The organism is Anoxybacillus eryuanensis (assembly GCF_051200995.1).
Lineage (GTDB): Bacteria > Bacillota > Bacilli > Bacillales > Anoxybacillaceae > Anoxybacillus > Anoxybacillus tengchongensis.
Genome location: NZ_JBPODS010000006.1, coordinates 38,663 through 56,627, shown reverse-complemented (window position 1 = coordinate 56,627; position 17,965 = coordinate 38,663). Strand labels below are relative to the sequence as shown.

18 protein-coding genes are annotated in these 17,965 nt (G+C 42.7%); 4 read left to right on the top strand and 14 right to left on the bottom strand.

Annotated elements, in window-relative coordinates; translation table 11 throughout:
• Both HNQ84_RS08120 and HNQ84_RS08115 read right to left on the bottom strand, forming a co-directional pair.
• Entirely contained in the window at positions 1–1,182 is a 1,182-nt protein-coding gene (locus HNQ84_RS08120) for an acetyl-CoA C-acetyltransferase (protein ID WP_435621779.1), read from the bottom strand.
• Positions 1,183–1,347: 165 nt separating this feature from the next.
• The gene (locus HNQ84_RS08115) at positions 1,348–3,486 is read right to left on the bottom strand and encodes a (Fe-S)-binding protein (protein ID WP_183247804.1); all 2,139 of its coding nucleotides are present in this window, start codon (positions 3,484–3,486) and stop codon (positions 1,348–1,350) included.
• An 87-nt stretch (positions 3,487–3,573) separates the two neighbouring features.
• Here HNQ84_RS08115 and cls point away from each other — a divergent pair, with 87 nt between their 5' ends.
• Complete coding sequence (cls, locus tag HNQ84_RS08110) at positions 3,574–4,752, top strand: cardiolipin synthase (RefSeq protein ID WP_435621778.1); 1,179 nt, start codon at positions 3,574–3,576, stop codon at positions 4,750–4,752.
• Positions 4,753–4,790: 38 nt separating this feature from the next.
• Here cls and argS read toward each other — a convergent pair whose 3' ends face one another.
• The 5 genes from argS to speE form a co-directional block, all read right to left on the bottom strand.
• Positions 4,791–6,461 (bottom strand): arginine--tRNA ligase, encoded by a 1,671-nt coding sequence (gene argS / locus HNQ84_RS08105; protein WP_435621777.1) that lies wholly within the window; start codon positions 6,459–6,461, stop codon positions 4,791–4,793.
• Positions 6,458–6,895, bottom strand: a complete 438-nt coding sequence (locus HNQ84_RS08100; protein WP_435621776.1) for a YwiB family protein — start codon at positions 6,893–6,895, stop codon at positions 6,458–6,460. Before HNQ84_RS08100 ends, argS begins: the two co-directional genes overlap by 4 nt.
• 90 nt (positions 6,896–6,985) lie before the next feature.
• A complete protein-coding gene (locus HNQ84_RS08095) occupies positions 6,986–7,354 on the bottom strand; it encodes a cytochrome-c oxidase (protein WP_183247648.1) in 369 nt (122 codons plus the stop codon).
• A gap of 110 nt (positions 7,355–7,464) precedes the next feature.
• The gene (gene speB / locus HNQ84_RS08090) at positions 7,465–8,337 is read right to left on the bottom strand and encodes an agmatinase (RefSeq protein WP_032101350.1); all 873 of its coding nucleotides are present in this window, start codon (positions 8,335–8,337) and stop codon (positions 7,465–7,467) included.
• 12 nt (positions 8,338–8,349) lie between these two features.
• On the bottom strand, positions 8,350–9,177 hold the full coding sequence (gene speE, locus HNQ84_RS08085; RefSeq protein WP_183242534.1) for a polyamine aminopropyltransferase: 828 nt from the start codon (positions 9,175–9,177) through the stop codon (positions 8,350–8,352).
• 175 nt (positions 9,178–9,352) lie between these two features.
• Here speE and HNQ84_RS08080 point away from each other — a divergent pair, with 175 nt between their 5' ends.
• The gene (locus tag HNQ84_RS08080; RefSeq protein ID WP_435621775.1) at positions 9,353–11,404 is read left to right on the top strand and encodes a transglycosylase domain-containing protein; all 2,052 of its coding nucleotides are present in this window, start codon (positions 9,353–9,355) and stop codon (positions 11,402–11,404) included.
• A gap of 139 nt (positions 11,405–11,543) precedes the next feature.
• Here HNQ84_RS08080 and HNQ84_RS08075 read toward each other — a convergent pair whose 3' ends face one another.
• Together HNQ84_RS08075 and HNQ84_RS08070 are read right to left on the bottom strand one after the other, a co-directional pair.
• Positions 11,544–12,050, bottom strand: coding sequence for a YwhD family protein (locus HNQ84_RS08075; protein ID WP_075039609.1), 507 nt, complete (start codon positions 12,048–12,050; stop codon positions 11,544–11,546).
• A 17-nt stretch (positions 12,051–12,067) separates the two neighbouring features.
• A complete protein-coding gene (locus HNQ84_RS08070) occupies positions 12,068–12,736 on the bottom strand; it encodes a site-2 protease family protein (protein WP_435621774.1) in 669 nt (222 codons plus the stop codon).
• A 131-nt stretch (positions 12,737–12,867) separates the two neighbouring features.
• Here HNQ84_RS08070 and thmT point away from each other — a divergent pair, with 131 nt between their 5' ends.
• Positions 12,868–13,056, top strand: coding sequence for a 2-hydroxymuconate tautomerase (gene thmT, locus HNQ84_RS08065; RefSeq protein ID WP_003397075.1), 189 nt, complete (start codon positions 12,868–12,870; stop codon positions 13,054–13,056).
• Positions 13,057–13,065: 9 nt separating this feature from the next.
• Here the strand turns inward: thmT and HNQ84_RS08060 are convergent, their stop codons facing one another.
• From HNQ84_RS08060 to HNQ84_RS08050, 3 genes are all read right to left on the bottom strand, one after another.
• Entirely contained in the window at positions 13,066–13,578 is a 513-nt protein-coding gene (locus HNQ84_RS08060) for a YwgA family protein (protein WP_435621773.1), read from the bottom strand.
• Between the two features lie 12 nt (positions 13,579–13,590).
• Positions 13,591–14,913, bottom strand: coding sequence for an HD domain-containing protein (locus HNQ84_RS08055; protein ID WP_435621772.1), 1,323 nt, complete (start codon positions 14,911–14,913; stop codon positions 13,591–13,593).
• 124 nt (positions 14,914–15,037) lie between these two features.
• Entirely contained in the window at positions 15,038–15,262 is a 225-nt protein-coding gene (locus HNQ84_RS08050; RefSeq protein WP_003397078.1) for a YuzB family protein, read from the bottom strand.
• A 145-nt stretch (positions 15,263–15,407) separates the two neighbouring features.
• On the opposite strand from HNQ84_RS08050, the gene HNQ84_RS08045 reads away from it, so the two are divergent.
• Entirely contained in the window at positions 15,408–16,079 is a 672-nt protein-coding gene (locus HNQ84_RS08045) for an RsfA family transcriptional regulator (protein WP_435621771.1), read from the top strand.
• Between the two features lie 27 nt (positions 16,080–16,106).
• On the opposite strand, the gene lipL is transcribed toward HNQ84_RS08045, so the two are convergent.
• Both lipL and pta read right to left on the bottom strand, forming a co-directional pair.
• Positions 16,107–16,931, bottom strand: coding sequence for an octanoyl-[GcvH]:protein N-octanoyltransferase (gene lipL, locus HNQ84_RS08040; RefSeq protein WP_435621770.1), 825 nt, complete (start codon positions 16,929–16,931; stop codon positions 16,107–16,109).
• The gene (gene pta, locus HNQ84_RS08035) at positions 16,931–17,914 is read right to left on the bottom strand and encodes a phosphate acetyltransferase (protein ID WP_435621769.1); all 984 of its coding nucleotides are present in this window, start codon (positions 17,912–17,914) and stop codon (positions 16,931–16,933) included. Before pta ends, lipL begins: the two co-directional genes overlap by 1 nt.
• Positions 17,915–17,965 lie beyond the last annotated feature (51 nt).

Genomic DNA, 17,965 nt, shown 5'->3' with positions numbered 1-17,965 from the left:
TTAATGAACTTCAATCATTACTGCATCGCCTTGACCGCCACCGCTACAAATCGCTGCAATGCCAGTGCCGCCACCACGGCGTTTTAATTCATGAATTAACGTAATAATAATGCGCGCACCGCTTGCCCCGATCGGATGCCCAAGGGCAATGGCGCCACCGTTGACGTTTACTTTTTCTTCTGGCAAGTCAGCAATTTTCATGCTTGCTAAAGCGACAGCAGCAAACGCTTCGTTAATTTCAAATAAATCAATGTCGTTTACTGTTTTTCCTGTTTTACGCAACAATTCATTGATGACGATGCCTGGCGTTTTCGGAAAATCTTTCGCTTCAATGGCAATTGCCGTATGCGCGACAATCGTCGCAAGCGGGGTGAGCCCTTCTTGTTGCGCCCGTTCTTCGCTCATTAATACAAGCGCAGCTGCCCCATCATTTACCCCTGGCGCATTTCCTGCGGTAATGGTGCCCGTTGGATCAAACACAGGCGTAAGCTTCGCTAATTTTTCAAGCGACGTATCTTTACGCGGCGACTCATCAACCGCTACTGTGATCGGCTCGCCTTTTCGTTGCGGAATAGTAACAGAAACGATTTCTTCCGCAAACTTACCGCTTTCGATCGCTGCAATAGCTAATTGATGACTTCGATACGCCCAACGATCTTGCTCTTCACGCGTAATACCTAACTCTTTTGCCGTCTCACTTCCGTAAATGCCCATATGCACGCCTGTAAAACTGCATGTTAATCCGTCATACACCATTAAATCTTTTACCGTCGAATCACCCATGCGCAGTCCCCAGCGTGCTTTCGGCAATATATACGGTGCATTGCTCATCGATTCCATTCCACCTGCAACGATGACATCCGCGTCCCCAGCACGAATAATTTGATCACCGAGCGTGACACTACGCATCCCTGAGGCGCATACTTTATTGATCGTTTCTGTTTTCGTCTCCCACGGAATGCCTGCTTCTCTGGCCGCTTGTCGCGATGGAAGTTGTCCTTGTCCACCTTGCAATACAGTACCAAAAACGACTTCATCGACATCTTCTGCATTCATATTTGCGCGCACGAGCGCCTCTTTGATTGCCATACCTCCAAGCTGCGCAGCGCTGAATGCACTTAAACTTCCACCGAATTTTCCAAATGGTGTACGTACCCCGCTAACAATGACCGTTTTCCCCATGTTTCTCCCCCTTTTCTTCATAAGAAAGCCCTTTCAAAAATGTTGAGCGAACGCTCGTTCAATTATGGACGGGCAAAGAAGGCGCACGAAGCCGCACACCTTCCCGTTGCTTTCATTATACTGAAAATGTCTTAAAAATAAAACTATTTATTTTTTTTAGAATTTTTAATGAACAGGTCCAAATACAGCCTTTTCTAACAGCTCAGCGACATCATACGTGCCGACTTTTTCTTCCACTTCTTTTGCTTTTGTTCCATCTGATAACATCGTTAAACAGTACGGACAGCCCGAGCTAATAACTGTTGGATTCACTTCAAGCGCCTGTTCTGTGCGCGCTACGTTAATGCGCGTGCCTGTCGTTTCTTCCATCCACATTAATCCGCCACCTGCACCGCAACACATGCCTGTTTCGCGATGGCGTGCCATTTCCACGAGCTTCACACCCGGAATCGCTTTCAAAATTTGACGCGGTGCATCGTATACATCGTTATATCTGCCTAAATAACATGAATCGTGGAATGTAACGACTTCGTTGACTTCATATTTCGGGACGAGGCGACCTTCTTCCACAAGCTTTGCTAGTAACTCTGTATGGTGATATACTTCCGCTTCAAAGCCGAAATCCGGATATTCATTTTTGAATGTGTTATACGCATGCGGATCGATCGTCACAATTTTTTTCACACCTGCTTTTTCAAACTCTGCAATGTTAGATGTTGCTAATTCTTGGAATAAAAATTCGTTTCCTAAACGGCGCGGCGTATCGCCAGAGTTTTTCTCCTTGTTGCCTAAAATCGCAAATTTCACGCCTGCTTCATTTAATAGACGCGCAAAAGCTAACGCAATTTTTTGGCTTCGGTTATCGAATGACCCCATCGAGCCGACCCAGAATAAATATTCGAATTCTTCTCCAGCTTTTTGCATTTCTTTTACTGTCGGAATCCGGACATCTTCACGCAACTCGCGCCAATTTTCCTTTTCTTTGCGATTCAGTCCCCATGGATTTCCTTGACGTTCGATATTTGTCATCGCACGCTGTGCATCAGGGTTTAACTTTCCTTCTGTTAATACGAGGTAACGACGTAAGTCAATAATTTTATCGACATGTTCATTCATAACTGGGCATTGGTCTTCACAGTTGCGACACGTCGTACATGCCCAAATTTCTTCTTCCGTAATGACATCGCCAATCAAATTCGGCATTTCGATCGTTGCCGCTTGTTCTTGCATTCCTTGCGCCATGAAGGCGAGTTGGTTTCCTTTTGTATTCGCAAACGCAAACGTTGGTACCCAAGGAGCTTTCGATGTGATGGCTGCGCCTTTTTCAGTTAAATGGTCACGCAATTTTAAAATAAGATCCATCGGTGATAACATTTTCCCTGTCCCCGTTGCTGGACACATGTTCGTGCAGCGCCCGCACTCGACACACGCATATAAATCGATGAGTTGCGTTTGCTTAAAATCTTCAATTTTCCCAACACCAAACGACTCTTGCGTCTCATCTTCAAAGTTGATTTTCTCAAGCTTCGGTCTCGTTAACCGACTAAAAAAGACATTGACTGGTCCAGCGATTAAATGGGCATGTTTCGATTGTGGCACGTACACTAAAAACGTTAATAAAATCAGCAAGTGCACCCACCAAGCAACGAAAAACAATACTGCTGCTCCTGTTTCTCCTACCCAATTAAATGCAAGTGCAATCGCAGAAGCGACAGGTTCGCTCCATGACGTTCCTTCGTTATGCCAAATGCGCCCCATGCCATTTCCAAACAGCACGGAAAGCATAAGTCCACCGATAAAAATAAGAACAAGTCCTGCTTTGAAATCACGTTTTAAGCGGACAAGCTTTTCAATGTAACGACGATAAAACGCCCATAGTACCGCCACTAAAATAAGTAATGTCACAATTTCTTGAAAAAACGTAAACGCTGGATAAAGTGGCCCGAGCGGCAAGTGCGCCCCTGGGACAAGCCCTTTAATGATGAAGTCAATGGCACCAAATTGAACGAGAATAAAGCCGTAAAAGAACATGACGTGAATAATGCCGCTTTTTTTATCTTTTAATAGCTTTTTTTGCCCAAAAACATTGATCCATATGTTTTGCAGACGTTCTTTTACTTTTCCATCAAACTCAACTTTTTTCCCTAGCTTAATATACGCAATGCGCGTTTTGACGAGATAGACAAATAGATGAACAGCGTACGCTGTCACAAGCAAAAAAGCGATCCAGTTCAACCAAAGCACAATACCCTTCCCCCTTTGTTGTAAAAATAAAATAAATTTTCTGAACAAACTTACTTTCATTATATAATGAATGAGCATTCAGTCAATATTTTTTCTCATTTTTTATTTTCTTTTTGGGGAAACTACACGAAAGAAAGGAGTGAAGGCATGCGTTGGCTCGTCATTGCGATCATTTTATTGTTTCTTCTTGTGCTTGATTATAAATGGGGCGATAAAGTGTCAAAAGCATCAGCACGAAAAAAGGTCGGCATTGAACGTGAAAGCGACATTACGCTATTTACGACAGGTGAAACGTTGTTTGATGACTATTTTGCACAGTTAGAACAAGCGAAACATCATATTCACATTTTATTTTATATCGTGCGCGATGATGAAATCGGTCAGCGATTTTTTTCTTTACTTGAGCAAAAAGTAAACGAAGGGGTAGAAGTACGTCTGCTCGTCGATTGGGTCGGCAGCTTCGGGTTACCGGCTTCCCTCCGACAAAAAAGTGGGCAATTTGCTTTTGCGAACCGTCCGACATTGCCGTTTTTTTTCTACAAATTGAACGAACGGAATCATCGGAAAATTACTGTTATTGACGGGAAAATTGGCTATTTAGGCGGGTTTAACGTCGGAAAAGAATATATGGGTCAAGATCCGAAGTTTGGCCATTGGCGCGACTATCATTTGAAGATTGTCGGAGAAGGTGTGCATGATTTGCAGCGACAGTTTCAAGAAGACTGGACAAAAGCGACTGGGCAATCGTTTGGAGATGATGAACGGTATTTTCCTCCCCTTCGAAAAGGAATGATGAAACATCGTCTTCTTCCAACGGACGGGAAGTATTTAGAAGATGAATTTATTCAGCTGATTAAACAAGCAAAACAGGAAATCATCATCGGAACCCCATATTTTATTCCAAGTAAAAAAATTATGAATTCTCTTCTTGAAGCGATGGAACGAGGTGTTCAACTGACGATTATTGTACCGATGCAAGCGGATCATCCGTTTGTTAAGGAAGCCGCATATCCGTATTTTCGTCAACTTTTGCGCGCAGGGGCACGTATTTATCAGTTTTATAACGGATTTTACCATACAAAAGTGATCGTCATTGATGATCATTTATGTGATATTGGCACGGCAAATTTTGATCGTCGCAGTTTGTTCATTAACTACGAAATGAATTGTTATATATATGACAAATCGTTCATTCAACATGTCAAACAAACGATCGCCAAAGACATCGACACATCAACGTTGTTGACAGCGGAATATTTTCGCAAGCAATCTTGGCTTCATCGGCTGAAAGAAGGGGTTGCGACATGGATGTCTCCGTTATTGTAGTGAAAAAGGGTGCCCTATTGGGGACACCCTCTTTCGTATTACATTTTTTCAGGAGCATGTACACCGACAAGCGCTAAAGCATTTTTTAATGTAATTTGTACAGCTTTCATAAGTGCTAAGCGAGCGCGACTTTTTTCCACGTTCGTTGCATCAAGTACTTTTTCCGCATTGTAAAAACTATGCAATGCAGAGGCAAGATCGAAAATGTAGTTCGTCATTCGATGTGGTGAACGCTTCACCGCTGCTTCCGCAACAGCTGAAGGAAACTCCCCTAGCTTTTTCAATAAGTCGATTTCTTTTTCCGCTAATTCGTACGTAAAAGATAGGTCACCATCATAAGATAACCCTTGTTCTTCGCCTTGACGAAGCATGCTGCATACGCGCGCATGGGCATATTGTGCATAATATACAGGGTTTTCGTTTGATTGCGATACAGCTAAATCCATATCGAAATCTAAATGCGTATCTGATGAGCGCATCGCAAAGAAATAGCGCGTAGCGTCCAGTCCGACTTCCTCCATTAAGTCACGCAACGTAACCGCCTTTCCTGTCCGTTTGCTCATACGTACTTTCTCACCGTTTTGATATAAACTAACGAGCTGAATAATTTCAACTTCTAACACATTTGGTTCGTATCCGAGCGCAGCGATCGCCGCCTTCATGCGCGGAATGTAACCGTGATGATCTGCGCCCCAAATGTTAATAATTTTTTCAAATCCACGCTCAAGTTTATCTTGATGGTATGCAATGTCCGGCAATAAATACGTGTACGTGCCATCTTGTTTAATAAGTACGCGGTCTTTGTCATCACCGAATGTCGTCGAGCGGAACCATGTCGCGCCATCTTGCTCGTAAATATGCCCTTTTTCGCGCAACGTTTCAAGCGCCTTCTCAATTTTTCCGTTATGGTAAAGCGATGTTTCCGAATACCAAACATCAAATGTGACGCGGAAATCGGCTAAATCTTTTTTAATTTTATCCATTTCAAACGCTAACCCATATTCACGGAATTGTTGAAGTCGCTCTTGTTCATCGAGCGCGACAAACTTGTCGCCATGTTCTTCTGCCAACTTTTTCCCTAATTGTACAATATCTTCACCGAAGTAGCCGTCTTCTGGCATGTCCTTATCGATACCAAGCGCTTGAAAATAACGCGCTTCGACCGACTTGGCTAAATTGGCGATTTGATTGCCAGCATCGTTAATGTAATATTCACGTGTGACGTCAAAACCTGCTTTTTTCAAGATGTTACATAATGAATCGCCAACAGCTGCTCCACGCGCATGACCTAAATGTAAGCTACCTGTCGGGTTTGCGGAAACAAACTCAACTTGCACTTTTTGTCCATTGCCGACGTTTGTTTCACCGTACGCATCGCCTGCTTGTAAAATGGTCGGAACGAGCTCAGTTAAATAACGATTGTCCATGTAAAAATTAATAAACCCCGGTCCAGCAATGTCCACTTTTTGAACAAATACGGCTTCACCGTTAAAATGACGTACAATATCTTCCGCGATCATACGCGGTGCTTTTTTTGCGACGCGCGCAAGTTGCATCGCCACGTTTGTTGAATAATCGCCGTGCGCTTTGTCTTTCGGCGTCTCTAAAATGACGCTTGGAACGTCTGCTTCTGTCGCGACGCCTGAGCGAATGACCGCTTCTTTAATTTCTTCTTTTAGTTTTTGTTTCATTTGTTCAACAATGTTCATTTTTTTGCCTCCTTAAATGAAATCGTCACTGCATGACGACCGACATGTTTCCCAGATAAATGGAGTATGTAGGAAAAAAACAACTGCCCTTTTTTTGTTTTTTCATTATACTGATACAAAACTTGTTCTGTTTTTGTTTTCATTTCCCAGTGCGCCACCGGACTTTCGTACGTGCCGACGGTTTCTGACTGTTTACGGAACGTATGGCGCATCGAGACTGCACCGGAACGAAGAACGACGACTTCATCATTGGCAATCTTCACAATATTTTTGATCGTTTCTCCTTCGTACGTCTCTTCAAACGTCACATACGTTGCGTCTCCTTTTAAGTAGTATAAACCATTTGCCTCAATGACAACAATTTCTTTTCGTGCACCGTCACGAATTTCTGTCACTTGCTTGAGTTGTATTGGTGTTCCGTTCACCTTCCCCACATCCTTGCTGTTGTTGTGACTGTAGTTAAGTATAGAAAAAGAGGCGCATACATGCAATAGGCGGCCTCTTTTTAGAGACCGCCTAACATATTACACCTGCTTTAAGTTTTTTAATACATTCCATGCAAACACGAGTACGGCGAGCGTCACAAGAGTACCTCCGAGCGCTGTCAGCGGAATAAATGCTTCGTATCCCGAGACGACAAACGCTAGACCAATCATCATCGCCGGCAAGCCGATGTTATGAAGCCAAAAATGCGCTTTCGCTGTTTTCGTTTCCGCAATATGAGGGAATAAATGATATAAAATGCCAGCAAGCGTTAACGCTGTCCAACCAAGCAAGTTAATATGAACGTGAACAGGTGTAAATGTAAAAACGTGCGTCATCGACATATAAAGCCCTAAACAGACGCCAATTGCGAAATAAACAGCAGAAATTTTAATTAATCGAATGCCCATTTTTTCACCTCCTTTCCAATATTGACACTATGTAAATGTTACTTTCAATGTATGACGTTGGCAATAGTTTTATGAAAAAAAATCCCTGTCTCACCGACAGGGATTGATCTTTATTTCACCCAACCGAGAAGCATTTCGCGCACGAGCTTGCTTGCTGTGTTGGCTGTTTGTTCAGAATGGTCATATACAGGTGCAACTTCAACTAAATCTGCTCCGACAACGCGCACATCGGAACGAGCGATGGCGTGAATAGCAGCCAGTAGCTCTTTTGACGTAATACCGCCTGCATCGACGGTTCCTGTTCCTGGCGCGTGCGCTGGATCTAATACATCAATGTCAATTGTGACATATACCGGACGACCTGCAAGCGTTGGAAGCACTTCTTTTAACGGCTCAAGCACGTCAAATTTTGCGATATACATGCCGTTTTCTTTCGCCCACTCAAATTCCTCTTTCATTCCAGAACGAATGCCGAAAGAATATACATTTTTCGGTCCGATAAGCTCAGCAATTTTACGAATTGGCGTGGAATGAGATAACGGCTCGCCTTCGTAATGCTCGCGCAAATCTGTGTGAGCATCCATATGAATAATCGCTAAGTCTGGATATTTTTTATACACCGCTTTCATGACCGGCCAAGACACTAAATGTTCGCCACCAAGACCGAGCGGAAATTTTCCCGCTTCCAATATACGATCAACAAACTGTTCAATCATGTCTAAACTGCGCTGAGCGTTACCAAATGGTAAAGGAATATCACCTGCATCAAAATATTTCACTTCATCCAGCTCACGGTCTAAATATGGGCTATATTCTTCAAGCCCAATCGACACTTCGCGAATGCGCGCTGGGCCGAAGCGAGAACCTGGACGGTAGCTCACCGTCCAGTCCATTGGCATTCCGTAAATGACCGCTTGGCTTTCTTCATAATTTGGATGGCTTTTAATAAATACGTTGCCGGAATACGCTTCATCAAATCGCATCGTTTTCTCTCCTTACTTCACTAAGTCTTCAACAAATTTCGGCAATACGAAGCATGCTTTATGAAGCTGTTTTGTATAATATTTCGTTTCAATATCGTGGAAGCGATCATCGCTCACTTCAAGCGGATCATATTTTTTTGAACCAAGTGTAAACGTCCACATGCCGCTTGGATATGTTGGAATGTTTGCGATATATAAACGTGTGATTGGGAAAATTTCACGTACATCACGTTGAACAGTGCGAATTAAATCCGCTTTAAACCACGGATTGTCTGTTTGTGCGACAAAAATACCGTCTTCTTTTAACGCTTTTGCAATACCTGCATAAAACCCTTTTGTAAATAAATTAACTGCTGGACCAACAGGCTCCGTTGAGTCAACCATAATGACATCATATTCGTTTTCGCTTTGCGCAATGTGCATGAAGCCGTCGTCTACTTTTACTTCAACGCGTGGGTCGTCCAATTGACCTGCAATTTCCGGTAAATATTTTTTTGAATACTCGATCACTTTTCCGTCAATTTCAACGAGCGTCGCTTTTTTCACGCTCGGATGTTTTAACACTTCGCGAATGACGCCGCCGTCTCCGCCACCAACGACAAGAACGTTTTCTGGATGCGGATGCGTAAATAACGGAACGTGCGCAACCATTTCATGATAGACGAACTCATCTTTTTGCGTTGTCATCACCATTCCGTCTAAAATAAGCATGTTCCCAAACTCTTCTGTTTCGACCATATCGAGCTTTTGAAATTCCGTTTGCTCTGTATGTAAAGTGCGTTTAATTCGTGCTGTAATGCCAAAGTTGTCCGTCTGTTTTTCAGTAAACCAAAGTTCCATATTGAACACCCTTTCGTCAATAATGCACCGCTTATCATGCCCAAAAAATAAAATGCTAAACATGAAAAAGTATAGAGCAATCTAGCAAAATTTCAAGTAAAAATTGCTAGAAAACGTTTAAAAAAATAAAAATGTTTTCATACTAATTTTAAACGTAAAAAATGAGGTGATGGCTATGGAGATGATTGCCATCGAACGATGGAAACGAACATTTAAATATATGCGTCTATTTCTTTGGCTTGCTTTTATTGCTAGCCTGTTATGCACGCTCACGATCGCCGGGTTGATTATATTTGCAAAGTGGCAAGGTCCTCCCCCTTTAGCCGTTCCACAATCAACGATTTTTTATGCGGAAGACGGGACGAAAATTGGCGAAAACCATTACGGTGGGAAAAGATATTGGGTTAAACTATCGGACATGTCCGAACACGCCATTCATGCAACGATTGCAGTGGAAGATCGAAAGTTTTTTGACCATTACGGTTTCGATTTGAAACGTATTGCTGGGGCAATCGTTGCAGACATAAAAGCGATGAAAAAAGTGCAAGGAGCAAGCACAATTACCCAACAATATGCGCGCAATTTATTTTTAAGCTATGAGAAGACGTGGTGGCGCAAAATACAAGAAGCGTTATATACAATTCGACTGGAAGCAAACTACGATAAACGTGATATTTTAGAAGGATATTTAAACACGATTTACTACGGGCATGGCGTGTACGGCATTGAAGCAGCTGCCAACTTTTATTTCGGAAAGTCCGCTCGTGAGTTGACAGTGGCAGAAGCAGCGATGCTTGCAGGTATTCCGAAAGGCCCAAGCTACTATTCACCACTCGTTGATTTAGAACGAGCAAAGAAACGGCAACGCATCGTTCTACATTCGATGGTTGAAGCAAAATTTTTGTCGAAAGAAGAAGCAAAACAAGCCGCAAACGAACCACTTTACTTTTCAAACGGCCAACAAATGAAAACAAAAACGATTGCTCCGTATTTCCAAGACGCTGTCAAGCATATGTTAAAAACGGTGCTCGGACTTGATGAAGAAACGATTGAAATGGGCGGATTACGTGTGTACACGACGCTCGATGTCAACATGCAGGCAATCGCAGAGGAAAAAATAAAAGAAACGATTCATTCGCAATCAAACATTCAAGTCGCACTCGTTGCGATGGAGCCAAAGACAGGGGAAGTTAAAGCGCTTGTCGGGGGGCGCGACTATGAAAAAAGCCCGTTCAATCGCGCGATACAAGCAGAACGTCAACCCGGTTCTACATTTAAACCGTTTTTATATTATGGCGCGCTACAGCACGGATTTACTCCATCGACGCAATTACGTAGTGAACCGACGACGTTTACGCTTGAAGATGGCTCGACATATACACCTCGCAACTTTAACAACTATTACGCAAACGATACGATTACACTTGCTCAAGCGATTGCTCTTTCGGATAACGTCTATGCCGTAAAAACACATTTGCTGCTTGGACAAGACAAGCTTGTGGCCATCGCGAAACAACTCGGTATTACAAGTACACTGAAACAAGTGCCGTCGCTTGCTCTCGGGACGTCGCCCGTTAAAGTCATTGATATGGCGCGCGCCTACAGTATCATCGCCAATGGAGGAAAAAAAGTCGAGCCTATATTTATTAAAAAAGTGACAAATTACGAAGGAAAATTGCTATATGAACAACGGTCAAGCGATGAACAAATACTCGATCCGGCGCTTGCTTTTGTGACGACACATTTAATGACCGGCATGTTTGATCCAACGTTAAATGACTATGCTTCGGTAACAGGGCAATCGATTATACCGCGCATGACTCGACCGTATGCCGGAAAATCAGGAACGACGAAAACAGATAGTTGGATGATTGGCTTTACACCCCAACTCGTCACCGCCGTATGGACGGGATATGACCGAGATGAAACAATTGATCGCACAGATGAAAAGCAGTACGCAAAACATATTTGGGTCAGTTTTATGGAAGATAGTTTACGCGAGAGAAAGGTCGCGACATTTGAGCCGCCAGAAGGAGTCGTCGGCGTATATGTCGATCCTCACAATGGCAAGCTAGCTACAACAACTTGTCCGACAAAACGGTTAAGCTACTATGTCGTCGGCACAGAGCCGACTGACTACTGCAAAGACCATCAAACAGAAAAGAAAAAGAAGAAAAAACAAAAAGAAAAAGATTCATGGTTGAGACGGTTGTTTGATTGGTTTTAAAACATAAACGCCCAAGCGAGTATGCTTGGGCGTTTATGCGTCCTAGTTTTATCATGTGTTACATTTGTACCTTTAGTTTACTCCTTTTCCCACTCAACGACAAGTATGGATATGACCTCGTTCACAAAACCGTCACATTTTATCCATGATTTTGAAGCTGACGTTTCAATTCCTCGCTCGAACGCTCCCACATGTCGCGGTTATGTTGTTGTAAAAATGAAGCTAAAACTTCTTTTGAGCGCCCATCCATATGGTCGACGATAATATGGCGCTTTAATGATTTATCCATTCGATTGACGTGCTCAGGAAGCGATTTATATCCGCGGCGTGCTTCACGATCGACCGTCATTTCACATGCCGTCACCCCGGCATAATACGGTCCTTCTTCCGTCTGATCAATCGTTACCCACACGAGCCAATATAGTTTGCCATTTGGCACTTCCTCACGATTTGGTGTAAATTTAATGCCTTTTTCTACGACGCTACGCGCATGCATCGCCCCCATATCAATAAACGCTTCACCTGCTTCAACGTCGATAATGACTGGGGAGACGTTTGATAAACTGAGCACCCCTGTTCCAAACGTTCCGTGCACTTTTGGCTCTTTTTTAATAATGTTAAACATCGGCTTTTTTTTCTCTTCCACGTTCGTTCATCCTTTCTTTACAAAATAAGTGTTGAAAATATGCTTTGTAGCCATTGAGCAACCGCTGGAATAGCGACATGAAAAATCGGTTGAATCGTATATTGATCTAATGGCGTAAAAATAAGAATTAAAAAAATGAGCGCCCCGTAGTTTTCAAATTGCGTCATTTTCGCACGCACGTGCATCGGTGCTAAATCTTCGACAATACGATAACCATCAAGCGGAGGAAACGGCAATAAGTTAAAAACGAACAATAAAATATTCAATCCGATATAAATTTCAAAAAACTGATACAATCCGTCCCGAAACCAGATCGGGATGAAGTCAAATATACCGATGCGAATCATCGCATACCATAAAGCGAAGCCGATGGCCGCAAGCAACAAATTGCTGAGCGGACCTGCGACAGAAACGAGAACGCCCGCAAGACGCGGATGGCGAAAATATCCACGATTCACCGGCACCGGACGAGCCCAACCGAACCCAGCAATAAAAATAAGCAACGTCCCTAATATGTCTAAGTGAGCAAGCGGCGACAACGTTAGTCTCCCTTGTTGTTTTGCGGTTGGATCGCCAAATTTATACGCCACGTATGCGTGTGCAAATTCATGAACAGAAAACGCAAGCGCAAGCGCCAATACAACATACGGTATTTCTCGAAGCGGATATGCTAAAAATTGATCCACGTTTCTTCCCCTTTTCAAACTTTTTTCATTTTTTGATTATTATACACGAAAAACAAGCGGAAACACTACTGATAACGGTCGATGAGTGATATAATAACGATTGTCGAATAAAGGAGAAAGGGGCGATCGCGATGCCATATGTAACAGTAAAAATGCTTGAAGGTCGCACAGAAGAACAAAAACGAGCGCTCGTTGAAAAAGTAACAGAAGCCGTTGCGGAAACGACAGGTGCACCGAAAGAAAAAATTGTCGTCTTTATTGAAGAAATGTCGAAAAATCATTATGCGATTGGCGGAAAGCGATTAAGCGACGAAAGCTGACCCTGATGGTCAGCTTTTTATGTACGTCTGCTCACGTAACTGTTCGATATAACGATACGCTTCTTCAATTTCTTCTTCTGTGTATCGCTGCTTGCTTTTTAATGTAAATACTTTTTCTTTCACTTCATCTTTACTTAAGTCTTCAAAATATAAAATCGTAGAAACAAGCTCTAAAAATCTTGCACTTTGTTCATTTAAGCTGCGCAAGCAAACATCTAAATCAGGCATGTCCAAATGATAGTGAGTTAAAAACTGCTCGCCCGCTTCCGTCAACGCATAACGATATTGATAATATCCGCCTTTTTTTTCTTTCATTTCTTGCAAAAATCCGACGTTACATAACTCTTCAATGCGCAATGTCAACTCTTCGGAATACGGACCGTAAAAATGAAAATCGAATTTTTCATAAAAAGGAAACCTCATTTTTTTCGCAATGTAAATCATTTTTTGTAGCTTTTTTCGCCCTACAATCTCCCCGACTGCCGCCAACGCTTTCATTATTTTCGCATGCTCGAAAAGCAATGTCCCCATCTCCTATTCATATAAAAGTTGCTTAATTTTTTTCTTCACGTTTCGTTTTGTCGATAAGTCATCGAGGAAATCTTGTGGGAAATATAGTTTATGATCCGTACGCCGTTTCCCCGAAATCGCATCAACGATCGTCGATTCCCGCGATAACTCACGCAACTCCCCATTCGGCATTAACAAATAAATCGGAAGCCTCTCTTCTTCTTCCCCAGGACGATAAAAGTCGTACGGAAGATCGGATGAAGAGTCAACGACCAAATAATAATCCGGATCGATGCCCGCCTTTTTAAACAACGTCGTCAATTCCACTAGCTTTTTCATTTCCTCGTTCGTCGGTTGAAACTCGACGTATTTAAATAAATTACGATTCATAAAGCGACGGCATAAATCGCTCAAAATTGAATCTCGTTCATCTTGCCATTGTTGAAAATAGTATAATGTCACCGCTTCATCTAATTTTAAATAGTCTTCTAGTTGCACGTTTCCATGAAAAAGAGATTGGAAATGGACAGGAGGTGTTTGAAATGTATAACCGGCTAAATATAAATGTTTCGCGCGGTGCAAAATTTTTGTCAAAATGACTTCAGCGCTGCGCGTGACAGGATGGAAATATACTTGCCAATACATTTGATATCGGCTCATAATATAATCTTCTACCGCATGCATACCGCTTCGCTTAATAACAACTTGTTCTTCGCGCGGACGCATGACGCGCAAAATACGCTCCATATCAAAATGTCCGTAACTGACACCTGTATAGTATGCATCGCGCAATAAATAGTCCATGCGATCAGCGTCAATTTGACTTGAAATAAGGCTAACGACGAGCTTATTTTCGTACGTCTTCTCAATGACTTCCGCAACCTTTTTCGGAAAGCTTAATGATACACGACGAAGCACCGCGTTCACTTCTGTATCGCCTAAAATAATCGCGCGCGTAAATTGCTCATGATCAAGACGAAACACTTTTTCAAATGAATGCGAAAACGGACCATGTCCTAAATCATGCAAAAGCGCCGCGCATAAACAAAGCAAGCGCTCATTTTCATCCCAATCCGGTCGACCTGCGAACACATCATCGACGATGCGACGAACAATTTCATATACACCAAGCGAATGATTAAAACGACTATGCTCTGCCCCGTGAAACGTCAAATACGTCGTACCGAGCTGTTTAATACGACGCAACCGTTGAAATTCTTTTGTGCCAATTAAATCCCAAATGACTTTATCTCGCACATGCACATACCGATGCACCGGATCTTTAAACACTTTCTCTTCACTTAATTTTTCATTGAGGTACAATCCTTCTCCCTCTCTTCTGTTCATAACATAGCTTTATTATAGAGCGTTCTTTGTAAAAAACAAAGACTTCCTTCAATGACATGTACCAAAATAAAACAAAAAAGGCATTCCTCTCGCATAGAATGCCCCTTGATCGGTGACAGCCACCTTATTTTTTCAACTTCGCAGCAATCTTTTCAATTAATTCATCTTCCGTCATCGCCGATACAGGGCGATTGTTGACGAACGCAAACACTTTTTTCCGACCTGGACCGCAATACGATTGACAGCCAATTTCAATAGTCGCGTTCGGATCTAATTTTTTTAACCTTGGCAACAACGTTTTTAAATTCGTTGCTTGGCAATCGTCACAGACGCGAAATTCATTTTGCATACCGTCCTCACTCCTTTTCGCTAACGAGTATTCTAACGTGTATATGCGAACAATGCAAGCTACATCTATTTCCTTTGAAAAATAGTATATCTTTCTTGTTTTTTGGTGATTATGAAAATAAAAGAATGCGAAAGGGGTTTTTTCCATGACAAAAAAACGACAAGATGCTTGGACTGAAGAAGAAGATTTGTTGTTAGCTGAAACGGTGCTGCGCCACGTGCGCGAAGGAAGCACACAATTAAATGCATTTGAAGAAGTGGGTGATAAGTTGAATCGTACGTCAGCCGCATGCGGATTTCGCTGGAATGCGGTCGTTCGCCAACAATACGAAGAATCGTTACAAATGGCGAAAAAGTTCCGTAAACAACGGCAACGTGCACTTGGAAATAAACACGCGTTGCGAAAACGGCCGCTTTATACACCTCCTGTACCTTCGCTTGAAGAATTAGGGATGGAACCGTTAGAAGTGCAAACAAATGAATATGAACATGTCGGGACAAGTCATTTAACACTTGACCATGTCATTGCTTTTTTACACTCTTTAAAGCAATCGTACATCGGTCAAGAAACAGCGCTAGTGGAAAATAAGCAACTAAAGCTTGAGCTCGAAAAATTACAACAACAATATAAACAACTAGAACAACAATTTACAAAACTACAAAAAGAAAACGAAGAATTGCGCGAAGATTATGGAACGATGGCTCGGATCATCAATCGGGCAAGACAAATCGAAATTTCAGAAGATGAGTTTAAGGCACCTATTTTCAAAATGGATCGCAACGGAAATTTAGAAAAAATCGAAAAAATTGCTGAGTAAAAAAGCTGTCACACCCGGACAGCTTTTTTATTTCGGCAACATCGTTTCATTTCGGTCGATCATACGCTGAAAGTACATATAGTATCGCTCCCATTCTGCTTGAGTAAGCGATGATGGCGCAAGCGTACTTCCAAACGATTGGAGAGCTTCGTATAGGCGGATGATAAGCATTGAAACGGTCATTTGTTTGCCGAGCAATTCACTTAACGATGCCATCGTATGCGGAACGATTGTCGGATACGTAAATTTCGTTTGTTCTCCCGCAAGAGATCGCTCATAAAACTCACGAATCCATTGCGCTCTTTCGGCGCCGCTTCCGTTTGCACATATATACACTTGCACAGCGACGCCACCTCGAATGCGGCGCTGTGAAATGCCCGCAAACTTTTTTCCATCAATGCTTAAATCAAAACTTCCTGGACAATACGAACCAACGACTTCTCCTGCTTGCACGCGCGCTTCTGGCAGCATGCGCGCAATGAGTGTCGCCATCGCTTCATATCCTCGATCAATGTCAATTCCTCTTTTTGTATCCTGAAAAATAAGTGAAACGTTTAAAACCCCTTCATCTAATACGACCGCCAACCCACCAGAGTTACGAACGATCGTATGCCAACCTTGTTCGTGTAAGTAGGCGAGTCCTTTGTCAATATACGGCAATTTCGTATCTTGAATGCCGAGCACAATCGTATGATGATGTACCCATAAGCGAACAATCGGTTGTGACTGACCGTTACCTACGGATTCACAAAGCGCATCATCAAACGCAAATGACTGTTTCGCATCAAACGATGGACCGAGACTCGAATGATCGATAATTCGCCACGTTTGTTGTCGCAACAATTCACTCATTATTCCATCGCCGCAAGCGCCTGCGCTGCTGTGATAAGTGATAATTTGTATACATCTTCGGCGTTACATCCGCGCGACAAGTCGTTTACCGGTTGATTTAATCCTTGTAAAATTGGACCGACCGCTTCAAAGTTGCCGAGACGTTGGGCAATTTTATACCCGATATTTCCTGCTTCTAGGCTTGGGAAAATAAAAACATTCGCATTGCCTTGGATGACGGAGTCTGGCGCTTTCTTTTTCGCCACAGACGGCACAAATGCAGCGTCAAATTGAAACTCGCCATCGAGCGTTAACTCTGGCGCCATTTCTTTTGCGATGCGCACCGCTTCGATCACTTTTTCTGTTTCCGGTGATTTCGCTGATCCTTTCGTTGAGAAGCTAAGCATCGCTACGCGCGGCTCAATATCAAACATTTTCGCTGTTTGGGCACTTTCGATTGCGATTTCTGCTAAATCTTGGCTATCTGGAGCGATGTTAATGGCACAATCAGCAAATACATATTTCTCATCGCCACGTACCATAATGAACACGCCAGACGTTTTACGAATACCTGGTTTTGTTTTAATGATTTGTAACGCAGGGCGAACCGTATCGGCTGTTGAATGTGCGGCACCGCTCACAAGCCCGTGCGCTTTTCCCATATACACAAGCATCGTACCGAAGTAGTTTTCATCAAGCAAAATGTTGCGCGCATCTTCTTCCGTCACTTTTCCTTTACGACGTTCAATAAACGCTGCAACCATCTCATCCATTTCTTCATACGTGTGTGGGTTGATGATCTCTACTTTCTCAAGCGTCAAACCGAGCTCTTTTGCTTTTTGGACGACAGCTTCTTGATCGCCAATCACAATCGGACGCAATACATTTTCTGCTGCTAGACGTCCGACAGCTGTTAAAATACGTTCATCAAGTCCTTCTGGAAATACGATTGTTACATTTCTTCCTGCGACCTTTTGTTTTAAGGCTGCAAATAAGTCACTCACGAAATGTTCCTCCTTAGTTTAAAAAAATTCGTCTATCTATTAGAATACTCT